Origin of the sequence: Vibrio owensii (assembly GCF_002021755.1) — a bacterium.
In the GTDB taxonomy this organism is placed as follows: Bacteria; Pseudomonadota; Gammaproteobacteria; order Enterobacterales; family Vibrionaceae; genus Vibrio; species Vibrio owensii.
In genome coordinates this window covers 765,596-783,546 of record NZ_CP019960.1, presented here as the reverse complement: position 1 = coordinate 783,546, position 17,951 = coordinate 765,596, and the positions used below count along the sequence as shown (strand labels likewise).

Below are 17,951 nucleotides of genomic sequence, written 5' to 3'. Positions count from 1 at the left end.
TTGCACTATATTTCAATAACTTAACAAAATCCGCTTTCACTTTATAATTGGCAATGCACTGATTAGGTGCGAGTTTGAATCACAGAAGTGCAAGATTAACGGGCTAGTGCCATGATCAGCCTCGGCTCTCCATCACCGAAATAATCTTCTTCTTTTTCCAGAACCTTAAAGCCTAACGAAGTGTACAACTTGTAAGCCGGCGCATTGTTTGGATCGACCGTTAACTTAATGACAGAACCGGAACTTGCCTTTGCGATTACATTCTCCACAAGCGAACGTGCAATCCCCTTTCCTCGATGCTGACTATCTACCGCAAGTGACAAGATCCAATGGGTGTTTTGTTCATCACTTTGTGCCATCAAAACATAGCCTGTGACTTGCTCGCCGTGTTTGGAAACCATCAATCCCTGTTGCCAGCAATCAAATGCTTGTCTGAAGAAGAATCTTGGATATGCATGATGCCCAAACAGCTCGTGTTCGAGCTCGTATAGTGCAACTAAATCTTGTTTTTCTACTGAGATGATCTTCATTGTGGTCTCTTCTTTTTACGGCATGACGAACGAAATATAGTGGCGAAATAAGACGGAACCTAACGATTTCATGAACTTCTTTCGATTTTATTGATAGTCGTACCTCTAAATTGAAGTATTCTGCGCGACTTTCCATGAGAGCTCTTTCATATAAACAGAACGTCGTACCAGTTTTTATTTGATTGTTAGCGCTTTTTTGTTGAATAATCGCCGCTCTTATATACAAAAATAATAAAAACAATACGGACGAACACCGTCCAACATGAGCAACAACGCTCATTTTGCTAGGCGAATCATCATGGAAATGAAGAACTCGCGTTTACGTCAGCGCTTCGATTTAGTTGTCAGAATTAGAGTGGATAATGTCGGTGTCTGGATTCGAGCAAATCAGCCCTTTGCTCGATTATAAAAATAAAAAGTGGTGGCAGTTTTTAGGCATTCAAATCCTAATCTTTTGCGCAATACAAGTGAGCTATAGCCTCTCCAATTTCTATGTGATTGCGCAAGATCGCGTTCACGTACTCTCTTTTACGGCTGCTTTCGTTGTTACCGTAACGCTGCGATACAGTTGGCGAGTCCTCCCGACTATCGTGGCAGGACTACTGTTTTACTATGGATTCTTTTCCAAGCGTCCATGGGAAATGGCGGTGCTGTTTTCTGTGTTGCTCCCCGCATTGCCTTTATTGTTTTGCCAGTTGTATCGTGCAGCCTTAAAACGCGTTGCTGCGTATAACTTCACGGTTAAACTTGGCTACTACGCTGCGTTTATAGGAATACTCTATCCAATTGCAAACACCGCATTGCTCATGTTGATCAGTGTAATGCTAGGTGGATCCTCTGACTTTTCTTTCGAGTTTGTCGCTTACTCAGTGTTAAGCGCAATCCTTACTCAGATGGTACTTACCCCACTACTAAGCCTTGGTCTTAGCTATGTACTTGATGGAGAAAACGCGCCTTACATAAAACTCGATCGTGCCATGATGGCAGCCTACTCCAACCCTTTGCATTATCGACTATGGCTGATGGTGTGTTCGCTGTTTTTAGTGGCCGGAATCTCGGCACAAAACCCGTTAACTCTGAATACACTTAGCTTGATGCTGCTGTGTTTGGTCGGCATGGGGCTCGGAAAGTTTGGCTTACTACGCCCAATGCTGATTGGCGCTGCAACATTGCTCGTTTGTGTCGAGAACATAATCAGCCGCTACAACCTAGGTTTCATATCACGTGAACAAGTTTATGCGATGTTGCTGGTTTTGTTTGTACTGACCATGCTCACTTTTATGCTTGGTGCTCATACAATAAAGAACTATGTCACGACACGTAATGCGATTCGAAAAGAACGCATCGATAGCTTTACGGGGTTATACAATCTCGCGCAATTAAAAGAAGATGTCGCAACGCAAACTCACGCGACATTGATCTACATTGACCTTGAACCAACCCTTTCCAAACTCAACGGTCTCGGGCACCAAGGCCGCGCGCAACTGATGAAACAGTTAAGCCAGTATTTGGCTGCCAATACCGAGCATTTAAAACGCGCCTATCTGCCACCTTTTGCCAGTGGGTTACTCTGTTTTGCCCCAAAACTGCCTAAGATGGAAAGCGAATTATCCAAATTGATTGGGCTTTTAGATCGATTCTATTTTTACTTCGACGACAGCGCGGTAAGCCTTGTAAAACGTACAATCCAGTGTGCTTCCATCTACGGAAACCACAATCTTGATCCTTTGATCTCCAAACTGTGCGAGCAACAAGGCCGCGACACCGCATGCGTGAACTGGGTAACACACAATCAAGAAGAAAATAAGACACTTAACCAATTGAGCTTCATCCAACAGTGCTTTCGCGAAAACGAATTTGAGCTCTACTGTCAGCCGTATCGAGCGCTATCGGATAACACTCAAAATGCCCACTTTGAGATTTTGCTGCGCCTTAAACCTAAACAGGGGGAGCTTATGTCTCCGGCCGAATTTTTCCCTTTGATCAACGAGTTCGGTTTAGAAAGAGAGCTAGATAAATGGGTAATCGAACACACTTTCAAAGCGCTAAAAAACCATATTGAAGATTGGGACTCGATCGGACGATGCGCCATCAATCTGACCGCCAAAGCGCTGAATTCACAGGGTTTAGCGGAAGACATTCAAACCGAAGCGGATCTACACCAGATCCCGATGAATAAACTGTGTTTTGAAATCACGGAATCGGATGCACTTCGTAATGAACCAATTGCAATTCAAAACTTAAACAGACTTCGAGAAGCAGGTTCCACCATCGCACTGGATGATTTTGGCACCGGTTATGCGAGCTTCGATTATTTGCGTCGCCTTCCCCTCGACGTGCTGAAGGTGGACGGCTCATTCGTGAAAAACATTGTCGACAGTGAAAATGACCGAATCATCGTCCAAGCCATCAGCCAAGTCGCCAGCAGTATGCAGTTGGTCACGGTTGCCGAGTTTGTCGAATCAGAAGATCATATCGATACACTGAAAGCGCTAAATATTCAGTTTGCTCAAGGGTTTGGGGTCGCAAGACCACTGCCGCTTTCGGACCACCTTACAATGTTATCGAACAAAGCTTAACCACAACATCTAAAACCATAAAAACAGAAAATTTCGCGATATAGTTTCAGTTTAAACATACCAAACCGGAACTATATATCGCTTTTTTCAAATTTTCATGGTTCGATAGTTTACTGCCCTGCCTTTTCACTAGCACGATTCACCACTTGGCCAATGTGATAACAATCACTAAAACATATAACATCCGCGCGATTATTATTTTTATAAAGGCGAGTTTTAAGTGAAAGAATCTCGAGATACGTTAAATTTTAGTGAATTAAACACAACAAATACCTGGACAAAACACGATACTCATTGGGTATTAAGCTTGTTTGGTACTGCCGTAGGTGCTGGCATTCTGTTCTTACCAATAAACCTTGGTATTGGTGGTTTCTGGCCGCTGGTTGTCATGGCGATTCTTGCATACCCAATGACTTACTTAGCGCACCGTGGCCTCGCTCGTTTCGTACTGTCATCAAAGATCAAAAACGCAGACTTTACCGATGTCGTAGAAGAACACTTTGGCGCGAAAGCGGGCCGTTCCATTTCGCTGCTGTATTTTCTTTCTATCTTCCCGATTCTTCTTATCTATGGCGTCGGCATCACCAACACCGTTGACAGCTTTATGGTCAACCAAGCTGGTATGGAGCCATTACCGCGCGCCCTTCTGTCTGGCGTATTGGTGTTTAGCTTAATTGCTATCATGATGGCGGGTGAAAAGGTGATGCTACGTGCGTTTGCCATCATGGTTTACCCATTGGTGGCGATTCTGGCGTTTCTTTCATTTTATCTAATGCCAAACTGGAGCATGCCAGTGATGGATGCACCAGAAATGTCGTCTTTTGCAAGCACAATGTGGTTAGCGATTCCCGTGGTGATCTTCTCGTTCAGTCACGCAGCAGCAATCTCTAGCTTTGCAAATGTACAGCGTCGCCATTATGGAGAAGGTGCCGACGTAAAATCAGAGCTTATCTTGCGCCGTACTAGCGTCATGCTGATCGCATTTGTTCTTCTGTTTGTGTTTTCTTGTGTATTAGCGCTTTCTCCAGAACAACTGGCAGAGGCAAAGTCACAGAACGTATCTGTACTTTCTTACTTAGCTAACGCTACGGACAACCCATTTATCGCAACACTTGGGCCACTGGTGGCATTTGTCGCGATCACCTCTTCTTTCCTTGGCCACTTTTTGGGTGCACGTGAAAGCCTAAATGGTTTGATCACTAAGCATTCAGATATGCCGAAACGCCGTGTTGATCACATCAGTGTTGTGGTGCTATTCGTGTCTATTTGGATTGCGGCAATCATGAACCCAAGCATTTTGGGTATGATGGAGGCACTATCTGGCCCGGTTATCGCGATGATCTTGTTCATTATGCCGATGTTGTCGGTATACAAAGTGAAAGCACTGCACAAATATCGTGGAAAAGTATCGACATACTTTGTACTGATGACGGGTATTGTTGCAGTAAGTGCGTTGGTTTTTAGCTTGTTGAGCTAAGAAAAGAGACTTAGGTGGGATTTTCAGGGGAATACCTTGTTTTTTTTATTAAGGTAATTCCCTGAATTTTGCTATGGTTTTCTGAACAGTAATGAAAAATTACTGTCTCATTACATGAGAGTGAAAACGCCTGCGATCATTAGTACTGACGCGATGCAAGTACGGCCGATAATACCGAAGCGGGAAGGTTGAATCATTTCGTTGTGCATAGGCAATCTCCTTTTTTTGTTAGAACAGCCAATTTTTCATGGCTTAATAACACTATGTCTAAAAACACCTTTTTTCACAAGACATACCAATATTAAATATTTATGACAGTCTGATGAAATTTTAGAGATCGAACGATTTTTTAAGACTCATTTCCCTTCTTCAACCATTGCGCACTAACGTGTTTCAAGCTTTTTGTCATTGCTGCAAACCAACATTAACCACTCTATCAAGACGTTCTTTTTTAAGTAGGTCTTTTTAAAAACGCCCATATTTCATATGCCTAATTACATTCATCTAATAACTAACTTTTTCAAACAGATAAAATAGATAAATCTGTGGGTGTTCATTGATAAGAAGTGATAAACTTTTAGGGTGTTTCAATTTATAGAGTTAGCTTTTATCAACAGCCTAAAGCTTTTCCCGTTTAAAACGTTACGATACCTATTTCCGATTGTGTTTGGCGCTATGTGCTCGACAAATAGCATTGCGGCAGATTACGCGAATAAAGAAAGCTATCTCAGACACCATCTCACCATAAAAGACTATCCGATGCTTGAGTTCTACTTTGACTCCATCGGCAAGCCTCGTTCTATCAAATCAAGCGATTTAACGCTTCCCGCTGATGCTTCACCAAATTCAGAAGCCTTGTACTATTTTGCGCGTATTTATCTAGAACGTTATGAAGGGGTTCCCCTACCCGAGATTCCTGATCTTGTGGCGTTTGGCAAAAAGCACGAGTTACCTTGGGTCATCGCTGAAGCCAAGTTAAACCAAGCCGTCGAATTGGTAGAAGCAGACGACGTTTGGCAAGGCGAATTGCTGCTGCATGACGTCATCAACATTTCACGCCAAATCGGTTACAACTCGCTACAAGGCCGAGCTTACCGTTGGCTTGGTAATGCGGAAGTACAACGAGCGCAAGTACAAACTGGTTTAAAACACTATCGCACCGCTTACGATTTGCTTGAAGACTCTGAGTTTGAAATCCAGACTGCGATGACTCTTAATAACATAGCATCGCTCTATATGGAGCTGTCTGATTGGGATCGCGCTAAAGCCTATCTTGACCAAGCCATCAGTGGGTATCTCAATAGCAACGAGAAATACGACAACAGCCTGTTCCTTGCAATTATGTATGCGAACTTGAGTGTCATTAACTACGGAATGGGCAAATACGAAGAATCGGAACATTACTTTGAGCGTGCGGCCAAGCTCTCTATGGATACGGGCTCAGTAAGAATAAAACACAACTCCGTTTCTAATTTATCGCAGCTACTTAGCACGCTCGGTAAAATGGAAGAGTCTTATAAGTTAGCTCAAGCTTGCTTAGACCTCCCTAACCCGCAAAAACTAAAAGGCATGAAAGCCGCTTGTCACGAGGCATTTGCCGAAGCCTATCTGAAAGATGGTAAATACGAACAAGCCATTGAAAGTGCAAAACTCGCGCTAGAAGGCCTAAGTGAAACAGCAAGTGCAGAAACCAAACAACAAATGGATCTGTACTTGGTCTTGGTTCGTGCTCATCAGGAGTTGAAGAACTTTGAAAAAGCGTTCGACAACTTGGGCCGTCTACGTAACTTAGAGAAAAGCTTCGACAATCATGTTCATGGCGACGAGATGATTAATATCAAGCTCGATTTAGAAGCCAAACTTGCTCAAAAAGAACTGACATTACTTGAAGCGAAAAATGCCCTGCAAGCATCGGAACTTGAGTCGCAGCGCTATCGCGAAATCTTTTACTTCCTAATTGTGGCAGCGATTGGCTTCTGGCTATTTCGCTACATTCGTCAGATGAACAAGATCAACGAAGAGCTCACTCAGCAAAACACCACCGATCCGTTGACTAAGATACATAACCGACGTTATCTGCCGAATTGGTTAGATAACATGGCGAAACGCAGCCCGGGGCGTAAATTTGCTTTGGCCGTGATTGATATTGACCACTTTAAAACGTTCAACGACCAATACGGGCATGACTTGGGTGACAAGATGCTGACTCATGTCGCGCGTATCCTTGATGAAGCCACTCGCTCTGGAGACTTATTGGTACGCTGGGGTGGTGAAGAATTCGTCTTACTATTTGAAATCCGCCACGCCGACGACTGCGCAAAAACCTTAGACCGTTTGAGACTTGCAGTTGAAAACAACAACCTAGAGGTTGACTCAGACTCTCTAGGCGCGACAATCTCTCTCGGCGCGGTTAACGAGTTAAGCGCGCAATCCATCAAACAAGAGTGGGATCAATGGTTTTTCGCTGCTGACCAAGCTCTGTATGATGCCAAACAAGCTGGGCGAAACCAGTTCAAAATTCACTCGACGTCATAGAAAGCACAATGAAGAAAACATGGATTATTGCTGCCCTATCGCCATTCATTTTGGCCGCATGCAGCAATCAACAAGCCGCACAATTGGGAATGAGAAGCAGCAGTGTGAATGTATACGCTCAACAAATGAGCAACATACAGCTATGTGAAACCCTGTATTACAATCGAGCATCCAACCAAACTCGTGTTGCCATTGGCGCCGAGTTTAATCGCAGAGGCTTAAACAAACGTTGGTGCGATCAAGAATACAAGAAGTTCTATGTAGAAAAAGTGGTTGACGGGTTGCTGTCTCGTAAAGAACAAGCCCCTACAGAACCTGAGCCAACCATACAACCTGCCATATAAATCACCCCATTCCATAAAAAGCAGGAAATTACTCTAATTTTCCTGCTTTTTAAACACGCAATCTTTTCTCCAAATATCTAGAATCTTTCGTGACTTCAAGCATTTAACGTCAAGATAATGTCGTGCGTCGAAAAACAAAAGTAAATAAGATGTAAACAGTTTTCGTCTCCATTCTTACCCGCTAGCTTTGTTTAGACCTGTTTAAAGGAGTATCGAACAGGGATAAAAATTCCAAACAAAGACATGAGGTCACAAATGGAAACACGCATTAATCGCCTATTCGCTGCGATGTTAGCAGTAGGCATTTCACCTGCCGTCTCGGCTTACGATCCGCTCTACTCAGAGCAATGGCACCTAGATAACACAGGCCAAACTGCATTTGCAGCCAACCCTGCCGTTGCGGGTAACGACTTAAACACCAAACTGACACAAGCAATGGGTATTGCGGGTGTAGGCGTAAAAGTTGCGGTCATTGACTCTGGTGTACAGATCGACCACCCAGACCTTGCGGGTAACGTAGTCACAGGTAGCAGAAACTTCGTTGAAGATTCACCATTCCCAGCCGATTACCCAGTAGACGCAAATGGCCACGGTACTGCTGTTGCTGGCCTAATCAGTGCGGTTGGTAACAACGGTGAAGGCGTTCGCGGCGTTGCTTCTCGCTCGTCTCTAATGGGCTTTAACTGGCTCGCTAACCAAACTCTTGAAGGTTGGTTGATTTCGCACGGTGCAGACGCGTCCACTAGCGATGTCCGCGTATTCAACCAAAGCTATGGCTTTAGCCCTATCACACCAATTCCTTTCGATGAGAACGACCCACAGTTCAAACTTGAAATGGATGTGATGAAGGACGTCAGCGAAAGCAATGCTTGGGGCCGAGGTGCGGTCTTCGTGAAGTCTGCAGGTAATGGGTACCGCTACTTCAACACTGGTCGTTTCTTTGTGCTTCCAAGCGATTTCTTCGCAGGCGGCGGTAACCAAGGGCTACCAATGCACAACTCGGCACAATCTTACGATAACTCAAGTTATTACAACCTAGTCACTAGTGCACTCCGCGCCGACGGTACTCGTGCGAGTTACTCTTCCGTTGGTGCTAACGTTTGGGTTGCTGCACCAGCCGGCGAATATGGTCAAGATTTCCCAGCTATGGTCACAACCGACTTGATGGGCTGTGAAGCAGGTCAAAACACCAGCGCTGATCTTGGTATTAACGGCCTACACGGTGGTACAGAACAAGATCCGAGCTGTAACTACACCAGCACGATGAATGGTACCTCTTCTGCTGCGCCAAACACTTCAGGTGCGATAGCGGCAATTATGTCGACAAACCATGCGCTAACCGCTCGTGACGTGCGTGCGCTGCTCGCGGAAACCGCAAGCGTGACTGACAAAGATCACCCTGGCGTTCAGCTTGAGTTCGTGAACAACCAAGGTGAACTGGTGAGCTACGAAGCAATCTCACCATGGCAGAAAAACGCAGCGGGCGTCAACTTCCACACCTTCTATGGCTTTGGTGCGGTTAACCTTGATGAAGCAATGAAACGTGCTCGCATGACAAACAATGTTCTGCCTGCACAGATCATTACTCCTTGGGCGAGCAATGCGACAGAAGTCAGCGTCCCAGATGCAAGCTTGGTTGGCGGCTCTTCAGCTATCGCAGTGACCGATGACATTACGGTTGAATCGGTACAGGTGAAACTAACGCTTGAGCATTCACGTCTACCTGATTTGGCAATCGAACTAGTTTCACCATCTGGCACTCGTTCTGTACTACAAACGCCGCGTAACGGCCTTGTTGGTCAATCGCTCGATCCAAACGTGACAGGCTATGAGAATCAACTTCTGCTATCTAACCAGTTCTACGGCGAGGACGCAAAAGGCGAATGGACGCTACGCGCTATCGATACAAACGGTGATGAAGTGTTCTCATTCATTGCATATTTCAACTCTTCAGCTATCTATGATGTACCGATGGCAAACAACGCAAAACCTGGTGTTATTAAAAACTGGTCTATGCGTATCTTCGGTCACTAAGGAGTCATTCACATGAAATTTATGATATTTTCTATTCTGGCTCTTTCGACTATGGCAACCGCTGTCCATGCAGAGCAACAACTAGCAGAACAACCTGCGCCTGAGCTGTTTGTAGCATCAGATGCCGTCGAGATTAACGGCCAAGATTACCGCAAACTTTCTGTCGATAACCTTTCAGAAGCGGCAGAACTGCATGCAGGCGATGAAGTGTTTAAGAATGCGTTTAGCAACGTATCAAAAGCCACTGGCCTGATTTTCGTTACCGTGAAAAATCCAGCGGATGCGAAAGCCGTGGCTAAACAACTCAAGCTTGACGTTGTATTTGCACAAGGTGAGTCTGCAGTATTCAAAGCGTCTGAAGGCCAAGACCTGCTTGGTATCAGCGATTACTTGAATGCTGACAGTCGCGTAAAAGCGTCTAAAATTGAACTAAACAGCGGTAAATTCCGTGCACAATAATTCTCTAGCAAAGAGAAGTTGGCTCTGAGCACTATGACGTAACACTTGAGTTAACGTTATAGAGTGATAAAAATAATGCCTCAGCAATTACTGAGGCATTTTTTATTTGGTTCATTTTCTCTTTGAAGTGCCACATCAGACGTAAGTATCAACGTGGTTCATTTTATTAATGATCTTTTGACCATCAATACGACGCACAACCGCCCCATCCTCATTCTTGATTACCATAGTTGGTTTTCCAGTTTGGGTACTCAATTCTGCACTCACATCAATTCGATTCGCTTTAAACGCCAGATTCATATAACGACTGACGTTTTTCAAATCGAGCTGACTGCTGGTTACATAAGGGTTTGCTTTATTCTCTATACGCATCACATCAAAGATTCCGCACTGCATGTTGCACAAAAACTAAGCTATGCTAATTCGCTCTATTTGTCATGCAAAATTACCCATAAAACGGTGATCTGGGCGGCAAGTTCACGTAACAATCTACCCTGTTAATCTTGGATGAATGAAATCAACTTCTTGGCAATGTCGGTGTTATTTTGTGAACCAACAAACTGCTCAGAACCTTTGCCATAAGCGAACACTTGAACGTCAACCGCAGTGTGCCCCTTTGTTGTCCAGCCGGTGTAGCTCTTCTCGTTGATGATGGCTTTTACTTCCTTGTAGAGCGTTTTTGCCGGCTCCTCACTCAATTTCGCATAAGCCAGTTTTCTACCTTGCTCTTTAGACAAAGGCCAATCAACAGATTCATTCCATGTCGCGATCATGTCATTTGACTGCGCAAGAGATATCGCCAAAGGCCATGCGGTTTTATGAACACCTTTGATCACTTCAGTATCCCACTGATACTGTCCATTCGCGCCAAGAGTTAAACCGCCAGTGGAGTGATCGGCGGTGACCACCAGTAAAGTATCGGGATGACCATCCACATAGGCTTTCGCTAACTCTACGGACTTGGCAAAGTCGCTCATCTCTGCCATTGCACATGCAATATCATTCGCATGGCCACACCAGTCGATCTGGCTTCCCTCAATCATGACAAAGAAGCCATTATCCTGACGCTGCAGTAGTGACAAGGCTTTATTGGTCATCTGTTCTAATCGTGTTGAATTTTCATCAAGTGCAAAAGGAAAGGCCTTGTCTGCAAACAAACCTAATGCAGGTAAGGTTTGTAGTGCAGGCAATTGTTTGAAATCCGTGATGTACTGATAGCCTTGCTGTTTGAACTCATCAACAAGGTTACGATCATCACGCTCGAAATAGCGCACACCGCCACCCAGCAGTAAGTCTACTGGCAGTTGGTCATCCACTTTGTTGTCGATGTAGTCATTGGCGATGGCATCGTAGTTTCGGCGGGATTCATTGTGCGCAGCAAAACTTGCTGGTGTCGCATGGTTAATTTGCGACGTTGCCACTAAGCCTGTCGTCATCCCTTCTTCTTTTGCCATCTCTAACATGGTTTTGATTGGCTGCTTATCGGTATCCACCGCAATCGCACCGTTGTAACTTTTCACACCTGTACTAAGAGCCGTTGCGCTCGCCGCACTGTCGGTAACATAAGTGACGTCATCAGGGTATGTTTTCGCCATACCAACCAAAATGGAATCGAAGATGGTCGGTTCAATCTCTTCGGTTTTTGGATCATCGTGGTAATAACGATAAGCGGTAGTAAACGCAGGGCCCATGCCATCACCGATCATAAATATAATGTTCTTTGGTGCATCATCTGCGAAGGTAGGCGTGGCAAAAAGGCAGGCAGTAATTAGGGGGTATTTAAGCTTCATATCTCATCCATGACATAATACGATGGTGCCACAAGGGCACGCATCAACTTGTGTATCGTTCTAATTTATAAACGAATACTATCATGTAGTTGGGATGAAACATGGCGTTGCTTCATAGTTTTACAACGCACATCATTTCTTGAAGACAATCACTTCCGTCAACAAATCTGCTTTATCAGTTTCATTTGGATTGTTCAGGTAACGCTCAATACCCAATGGCTTGGTTTTGACTTTGATGCCGTTTTGTCGAGTGAGATTCATGACGAACGACCAAGCATTCCCTAAGAACCAGTATTCACCCTTGTGTTCAACCACATAAGTTTCACACTCAGGGATCGTCCCAGCCACAAAATCGCCAGTAGCCGCGACGCCGGCTTTCACTGGCAAGCAAGTGATGAATTCAAAGTAACCTTGCTTCATGTCCATAGAAAGGTAGTAACAGAATAACTCCCCTGTCATTGGCAAGCTTTCTTGCTCTGCCAGCTCGTACAGTCGCGCCACATGATCTTGCATGACGGGCCCCAATTCTGGAATGGTTCCGGCCCCCATTAAGCCAATGTAGTTAATTTCATTTTGTTTGCGGGAACCGATGTCGGTAAGCTGAGACAGCACTTGGCCCGTTTCCATCTGACTTTTCAGCATGCGAAGTCCGCGGTCATAATCCATACCAATCATTGACTTAAACATGTTTTTCAAGAAGAACAAAAACCAAGGAACTCGCGATTGCATCATCCATTCAACCGTGCTGCCATTCTGTGACGGCGTCACTAAAAACGTCACTTTTGCGTGACTTTTGAATGGTCTAAAGAAGTGAAGTTCCATATCTAGGCGGTGTTCTTGCGTGCTCTCAAGTACCATCGCCCCTGTCCCGATACGATGACCATTCCACTGATACCCAGAACCAACCACACCTTGTTCATCACTGTAGGTGAGTTCGCATTCTGGCTCCATAATGATCCACGGCGACCACTCTGGCCAATGAGTAAAGTCTTTCAAGTACTCGATGATGTCACTTTGTGTCTTTTCAATTTCGATACTTCGATTGACCTGATACGAGAGCATAACCACTCCTTGCAATTCACTTTGACTCTTTTGAGTCTAATCGATATCGAATTTTTTTCTTGTTTCACTGGCAGTTAGATACAAAAATGTATGGTCCGCCCCGTTATTGCAACTACAATTAAGTCATAACGGAGTTGGTTTGCGCTAATGTATTCGGAGTCCTTGTTGGGAGCACTAGCTTCCCAGCTCCACGATGATATCTGCGCCAGATTATCCTTAAAAAGCCAAAAGCATTTAACGCTATTTTTTGTGTCAGGTTCTTAATCTGGTCGATTGACCGTTTTTGTCATCATTTTCATTGGCGTTGCAAACTTGGTTATAGCTATACAACCTTAAAAGCTTGGCGGTGGTACAACACCGCCCAAGCTATTCTTGCTAGCTTGTTGGCAAGTGCTACGACCACAACATTAAATGGCTTCGTCGCCCGAAGTTTGATGAGCCACTCACCAAACACTTTCCCTGTCGTTTCTAGCCTTGAGAGAACGGCTCTTGCTCCATGGATAAACAGAGTTCTGAGATGTTTATTGCCTCGTTTACTTATGCCAAGTAGCTTGGTCTTTCCTCCCGTAGAGAATTGTCTCGGTACAAGCCCTAACCAAGCTGCCATTTCCCGACCATTGGTGAAATTGTTTGGGGAGCTTACGTCAGCAACGCACAACGTTGAGGTAAGGTCTCCAACTCCAGGGATAGTTTTCAGCAATTGTGCACTTTCATTATTATTAACAATAACTTGAAGCTTACTGTCTTGAGCTTTGACCTTTTCATTAAGGTATTTGTAGTGTTCGTGGATAGACACTAATTCACACAGCAAGCTCTCCGGCAGTGCCATTTTTTGTGCTGCTAACCATTGGAAGAGAGACTTCATCTTTGCATGCCCCTTTGGAAAACTCAGGCCGAACTCAAGCAAGATAGCCCCAATTCGAGACATAGCCGCGGTTCTCTCCTTGATATAGCCATCTCTGACACGATGAATCGCTGCAATGACTTGGGCTTCTTCACTTTTTACCGCGACAAACCTCATTGTTGGTCGACCAGCCGCTTCTGCAATTGCTGATGCATCTATGAAATCATTTTTGTTGCCTTTGACATAAGGCTTAACGTACTGGGGAGGAATGAGTCGAACTTGATGGCCGTATTCACCACACTTACGAGCGAGCCAATGAGCACCGCCACAAGCTTCGAAAGCAATGGTTGTTGGTTCGATTTTACAAAGAAAATGTTGGAGTTGGTTTCGATTAAACTTACGACGCAATACTTCCGCACCAGAACGGTTATGAGCGATAGCGTGGAAACAGTGCTTGCCTAGGTCGATACCTAAAATGTGAATAGAAGACATATGGTTCACCTCATTCTGAGGCTTAAGGGCTTGGAGAGTGGGGCGGACCATATAATTAAGCCAGAGTACGTTCTCTGGCTTTAAATAATTTGCACGCGTTTAGGAGCGAAAATCGATTTTTGCAGTAAACCTGACGCCATCATCGTCCAGTTCAAATGGCCAACTCATTCGCTCACAAATGCGCTCGACAATCACCAAACCACATCCATAGCCAGCGTTGTAGGTTTCATTGCCATCATGGCGATTCATAATAGTAAGTTGCGTCCCATTGAGAGCAATTTCTATATCACCCACACTGTAGCTGAAAGCGTTTTTTATCAGGTTATTGATGACAATCGTTACGAAGCTTTCCGGTGCGTGCACCATACCACTGTTGGTCTCTTCCAACTTGTACTCCGCCCCTTGCTTGGCAAATAACGGCGCGAGTTCGTCGAGCTGCTGGTTTAAGCAACGCAATAGCGCATGATCAGCGTAATGTTGTGGTTCTACCTTCTCTTTACCCAATAGCAAAAAGGCTTCCGTTAACACTCGCATCTCTTCACAAGCCGACTGCATACGTGTAATTGCCTTTTGTGCGATAGGCAGTTGCTCTGGCACACGACTCAGAATATCGGTAGACCCTTTGATCACCATGATTGGCGTGCGTAGCTCGTGTGACGCAAAGCGGCTGAACTCTTGTTCTCGTTTGAAGTAACCCGCGATCTCGTTCTTGCTGTCTAACAGCGTCTGTTCGATATGGCGTGTTTCGCTGAACTTGGTATCAACCTCAAACGTTGGTTGGTCCGGCGGCATTCTGCCAATCTTGTCTTCGATCTTCGCTAACGGTCGAGACAGAATACGCACCATGTAAACGCCATAACCCACCATGATGATGGAGAACAAGCCACCCAAGAAGAAAGTAAATTGATGCAGCGAGCTTTCGTATTCGTCCAAGTAGTCATCGGAATCATCTTGGAAGACGATGTACATTAGCCCTTTTCCAGACGGATGCTCGAACACCACGAAGTGCTTATCTTCTTCACCTAATAAGTATTCGTAGAAACCCGGAAACTTGAACGACAATAACCAATCTGGCGTTGGCGCTTCACTCCAATACGAATCAAACTCCATCACATTGGGCAATGGCGCATCCCACCCCATCTGTTGGTAGTTTTCTTTGTATAGTGCCACTTCGGTATCAAGCCAGTGGTGCAAGCTCAATACTTCGAGTTTATTCTCAGCAACGTAGATCAACGACCAAAATAAGGTGAACATCGCAAAGGTCATCAAGCCAAAACCCCAGCGAATCTTGCGATAGATACTCGGGTATTCTTTATGCTTTGAGTCGGTAGCCTTGTCCATGAATCGTCTCTAATCTGGAATCATCAAAACCCTTATCGAGTGCCGTTCTTAAACCATAAATGTGGCTTCTTAATGCATCACTGCCCGGCGGTTCATCGCCCCACACGTTCTCAATAACCTCAGTACGAGAAACCGCAGACGGTGCACGCTTCAATAGCAACTTGAGAATTTTGGTTTGAATACGACTCAGCTTGATGTGTTTGCCCATGCGCGTCACTTCATCAGTGCGAGCATCCAAACTAATGTCGGCAAACTTCAATGTACCAATGTCTTGTCTTGGGCCTCGATTGGCCAGAGCATGAACTCTCAAACTCAGCTCCTGCATGGCAAAAGGCTTCATCAGATAATCATCGCCACCCGCGTTAAAGGCAGCCACTTTGTCATCTAAGGTATCTTTGGCGGTTAAGAACAAAATTGGGGTACCACAAAGAAGTTCTTGGCGTAGTTTTCCAACCGTACTGATGCCATCGAGTTTTGGCATCATGATGTCCATGATGATGACATCGTAATGATTTTCTTGAATTAAATTTAGCGCAGCCTCTCCGTGGTAAGCGCAATCAATGGTCATTCCTTCGAGTTCTAGATAATCGGCAATGGTTTCTGAAACATTGTGATTATCGTCGACAATTAATATTTTCATAGGCTCACGTTTCTTCACGATCACTTCACGATACGCGTCATAAGATACAACCAAATTCATAAATAAGCTTTCAAAAATAGGTCGATATCATGAAAAAATTAGCGCTTGTAGCGGCAGTGGGTTTGGCATTATCTGGTTGTGGCGGGTCTGGTGACGGCGGTAGTTCAACACCACAACCTGTTGTGAAGCCAAGCGCTGCAATCGGTACGGTTGAATCAGTAAACGATGAAGCAAGTACCATCACGGTGAATGGTTACACTTACCGAGTGTCTGAAGTCATGTATGGCACTCAAAAAATGAACCTTGGTGCGGTACATCCAAACATGATGGTGCAAGTTGGCTCAACAGTAAAAGCAGCATCGAACACGACAGATGAACCCGTCGTCGTTACGCTAGAGCCAACCATGACTGGTACAGTAACCGCGATCGATCATGCAAACAAAACCTTCACAGTCAACGGTGTAGAACTTCAGTTTGACGGTTTGAGCAGTGAAATCGAACTAAACGATTGGGTCATGGTGTCATCACTACCAACTGCTGATGCTGGCTACAAAGTGCTATCCGTTGTGAAATTTGATTTTGATATCAATGGCCCTGACGAAATCGAAGGCCGTATCTCAAGCATTGATGCAAACAACAGCACGTTCAAACTTGGCGCAAACACAACGGTATCTTACAACCGCGTTGACGGTCTAGAGGTCGGTCAGTGGGTTGAAGCTGAAGGTTCTATGCAAGGCGACGTATTTGTTGCGACAGAAGTGGAAGTAGAAAACTACGACAGTCTTGTTGGTGACAATGATGTAGAAGGTATCGTGACATGGGTTGCGAACGATTACAGTCAATTCTCACTAAACTACCGTGGCAATTTTACGGTCGACAACGCAACACGTTTTGAAGATGGTGCTAAAGCGGATCTTAAACAAGGTCAAGAAGTGGAAGTAACATCGGTAATGAAGAACGGCGTTCGCACAGCGACAAACATTGAAATCGATGGTCCTGATTTTGATGGTGACCACGACAGCAACTGGCAAGGTAAAGAGTTCGAATGTGAAGGCATCGTTTCTAACTACGATGTGAATGCAGAAACCTTCCAAGTAGCTCGCTGTGAAAACGACGCAGACCAAGTTATGGCAAATAATACTGCTGTGATTGACGCACAAACTCGCTTTGAAGGCTTAAACAAACACAACCTAAACGGTACGCGAGTAGAAGTTGAAGGTGTCATAATCAACAACCAAAACATCGCACGTGAAGTGGAAGCAGAAGGCCACGACGACTAAGTCGAAATAAGTACAACAAACACAACTAAGAAGCACCGTCTTTGTGGTGCTTCTTCCCTCTCTCGTATCGTCTTTTCTTTTCAATTTTTACATCAGATACGTATGACCAAATGAGGGATTAATAATGCGTAAAATGACACTGCCTCTAATTATGCTTTTCGGTGCTTGTGCTTCAGCAAGCAGCTTCGCGGCGACAAACAGCGACAACACACCAGAGCGATTGGAGTCTTTTGAGTGCACAGGCTTAGTAAACAGTTACGACGCAAACTCCCGAACTTTCGTGCTGGCCTGCCAAAACGATCATGGGCCAGAATTCCAAACCAAAACGGTGGTGATTGATACCAATACCCAACTCGATGGCGTACAAGAAGCGCAATTAGATGGTGCAACGATCGAAGTCGATGGCGTAGTAATTAACGATCAAAATATCGCAAGAGAAATTGAACTCGCGAACGACTAAAGTTCCGAAATTACAACAGAAACTCGCAAGTGTCGCTTCGGCGGCACTTTTCTTTTCCTGCAAACTCACATCACTCAGTTACAC

Annotated in this window: 15 protein-coding genes; 8 read left to right on the top strand and 7 right to left on the bottom strand. The window is 44.8% G+C overall.

Features of this window, described 5'->3' with window-relative positions:
* Positions 1–95: 95 nt before the first annotated feature.
* Positions 96–530: a GNAT family N-acetyltransferase gene (locus A9237_RS20015; protein ID WP_078609310.1), complete on the bottom strand. Its 435-nt coding sequence runs from the start codon at positions 528–530 to the stop codon at positions 96–98.
* Positions 531–892: 362 nt separating this feature from the next.
* Between A9237_RS20015 and A9237_RS20010 the strand changes: the two genes are divergently transcribed.
* From A9237_RS20010 to A9237_RS19985, 6 genes are all read left to right on the top strand, one after another.
* Entirely contained in the window at positions 893–3,109 is a 2,217-nt protein-coding gene (locus A9237_RS20010) for an EAL domain-containing protein (RefSeq protein ID WP_078609308.1), read from the top strand.
* 220 nt (positions 3,110–3,329) lie between these two features.
* Positions 3,330–4,586 carry an aromatic amino acid transport family protein gene (locus A9237_RS20005; protein ID WP_005439281.1) on the top strand — a complete coding sequence of 419 codons (1,257 nt, stop codon included), beginning with the start codon at positions 3,330–3,332 and terminating at the stop codon, positions 4,584–4,586.
* Positions 4,587–5,168: 582 nt separating this feature from the next.
* Positions 5,169–7,121, top strand: coding sequence for a tetratricopeptide repeat-containing diguanylate cyclase (locus tag A9237_RS20000; protein WP_078609306.1), 1,953 nt, complete (start codon positions 5,169–5,171; stop codon positions 7,119–7,121).
* 8 nt (positions 7,122–7,129) lie between these two features.
* Complete coding sequence (locus A9237_RS19995; protein WP_005439286.1) at positions 7,130–7,465, top strand: hypothetical protein; 336 nt, start codon at positions 7,130–7,132, stop codon at positions 7,463–7,465.
* 255 nt (positions 7,466–7,720) lie between these two features.
* The gene (locus A9237_RS19990; protein WP_078609305.1) at positions 7,721–9,499 is read left to right on the top strand and encodes a S8 family peptidase; all 1,779 of its coding nucleotides are present in this window, start codon (positions 7,721–7,723) and stop codon (positions 9,497–9,499) included.
* 12 nt (positions 9,500–9,511) lie between these two features.
* Positions 9,512–9,958 carry a hypothetical protein gene (locus A9237_RS19985; protein WP_078609304.1) on the top strand — a complete coding sequence of 149 codons (447 nt, stop codon included), beginning with the start codon at positions 9,512–9,514 and terminating at the stop codon, positions 9,956–9,958.
* Positions 9,959–10,093: 135 nt separating this feature from the next.
* On the opposite strand, the gene A9237_RS19980 is transcribed toward A9237_RS19985, so the two are convergent.
* The 6 genes from A9237_RS19980 to A9237_RS19955 form a co-directional block, all read right to left on the bottom strand.
* Positions 10,094–10,330 carry a hypothetical protein gene (locus tag A9237_RS19980; RefSeq protein ID WP_237358456.1) on the bottom strand — a complete coding sequence of 79 codons (237 nt, stop codon included), beginning with the start codon at positions 10,328–10,330 and terminating at the stop codon, positions 10,094–10,096.
* A 125-nt stretch (positions 10,331–10,455) separates the two neighbouring features.
* Positions 10,456–11,748, bottom strand: coding sequence for an alkaline phosphatase (locus tag A9237_RS19975; protein WP_078609300.1), 1,293 nt, complete (start codon positions 11,746–11,748; stop codon positions 10,456–10,458).
* 132 nt (positions 11,749–11,880) lie between these two features.
* Positions 11,881–12,810, bottom strand: coding sequence for an SRPBCC family protein (locus tag A9237_RS19970; protein ID WP_078609298.1), 930 nt, complete (start codon positions 12,808–12,810; stop codon positions 11,881–11,883).
* Between the two features lie 322 nt (positions 12,811–13,132).
* Entirely contained in the window at positions 13,133–14,146 is a 1,014-nt protein-coding gene (locus tag A9237_RS19965) for an IS110 family RNA-guided transposase (protein WP_078607610.1), read from the bottom strand.
* Between the two features lie 99 nt (positions 14,147–14,245).
* Positions 14,246–15,487: a sensor histidine kinase gene (locus A9237_RS19960; RefSeq protein WP_078609296.1), complete on the bottom strand. Its 1,242-nt coding sequence runs from the start codon at positions 15,485–15,487 to the stop codon at positions 14,246–14,248.
* Complete coding sequence (locus A9237_RS19955) at positions 15,459–16,127, bottom strand: response regulator transcription factor (protein WP_078610225.1); 669 nt, start codon at positions 16,125–16,127, stop codon at positions 15,459–15,461. The genes A9237_RS19960 and A9237_RS19955 overlap by 29 nt, the downstream gene beginning before the upstream one ends.
* Before the next feature lie 89 nt (positions 16,128–16,216).
* On the opposite strand from A9237_RS19955, the gene A9237_RS19950 reads away from it, so the two are divergent.
* Together A9237_RS19950 and A9237_RS19945 are read left to right on the top strand one after the other, a co-directional pair.
* The gene (locus tag A9237_RS19950; protein ID WP_078609294.1) at positions 16,217–17,407 is read left to right on the top strand and encodes a DUF5666 domain-containing protein; all 1,191 of its coding nucleotides are present in this window, start codon (positions 16,217–16,219) and stop codon (positions 17,405–17,407) included.
* Positions 17,408–17,531: 124 nt separating this feature from the next.
* Positions 17,532–17,867, top strand: coding sequence for a hypothetical protein (locus A9237_RS19945; protein WP_009704615.1), 336 nt, complete (start codon positions 17,532–17,534; stop codon positions 17,865–17,867).
* Positions 17,868–17,951: the final 84 nt, after the last annotated feature.

What these genes read in the sequence shown, in the direction of transcription:
- A9237_RS19950 (WP_078609294.1), top strand. Translation starts at nt 16,217, where the DNA reads ATGAAAAAATTAGCGCTTGTAGCGGCAGTGGGTTTGGCATTATCTGGT.
- A9237_RS19945 (WP_009704615.1), top strand. Translation starts at nt 17,532, where the DNA reads ATGCGTAAAATGACACTGCCTCTAATTATGCTTTTCGGTGCTTGTGCT.
- A9237_RS19965 (WP_078607610.1), bottom strand. Translation starts at nt 14,146, where the DNA reads ATGTCTTCTATTCACATTTTAGGTATCGACCTAGGCAAGCACTGTTTC.
- A9237_RS19990 (WP_078609305.1), top strand. Translation starts at nt 7,721, where the DNA reads ATGGAAACACGCATTAATCGCCTATTCGCTGCGATGTTAGCAGTAGGC.
- A9237_RS19960 (WP_078609296.1), bottom strand. Translation starts at nt 15,487, where the DNA reads ATGGACAAGGCTACCGACTCAAAGCATAAAGAATACCCGAGTATCTAT.
- A9237_RS19955 (WP_078610225.1), bottom strand. Translation starts at nt 16,127, where the DNA reads ATGAAAATATTAATTGTCGACGATAATCACAATGTTTCAGAAACCATT.
- A9237_RS20010 (WP_078609308.1), top strand. Translation starts at nt 893, where the DNA reads ATGTCGGTGTCTGGATTCGAGCAAATCAGCCCTTTGCTCGATTATAAA.
- A9237_RS19975 (WP_078609300.1), bottom strand. Translation starts at nt 11,748, where the DNA reads ATGAAGCTTAAATACCCCCTAATTACTGCCTGCCTTTTTGCCACGCCT.
- A9237_RS19995 (WP_005439286.1), top strand. Translation starts at nt 7,130, where the DNA reads ATGAAGAAAACATGGATTATTGCTGCCCTATCGCCATTCATTTTGGCC.
- A9237_RS20015 (WP_078609310.1), bottom strand. Translation starts at nt 530, where the DNA reads ATGAAGATCATCTCAGTAGAAAAACAAGATTTAGTTGCACTATACGAG.
- A9237_RS19970 (WP_078609298.1), bottom strand. Translation starts at nt 12,810, where the DNA reads ATGCTCTCGTATCAGGTCAATCGAAGTATCGAAATTGAAAAGACACAA.
- A9237_RS19980 (WP_237358456.1), bottom strand. Translation starts at nt 10,330, where the DNA reads ATGCGTATAGAGAATAAAGCAAACCCTTATGTAACCAGCAGTCAGCTC.
- A9237_RS19985 (WP_078609304.1), top strand. Translation starts at nt 9,512, where the DNA reads ATGAAATTTATGATATTTTCTATTCTGGCTCTTTCGACTATGGCAACC.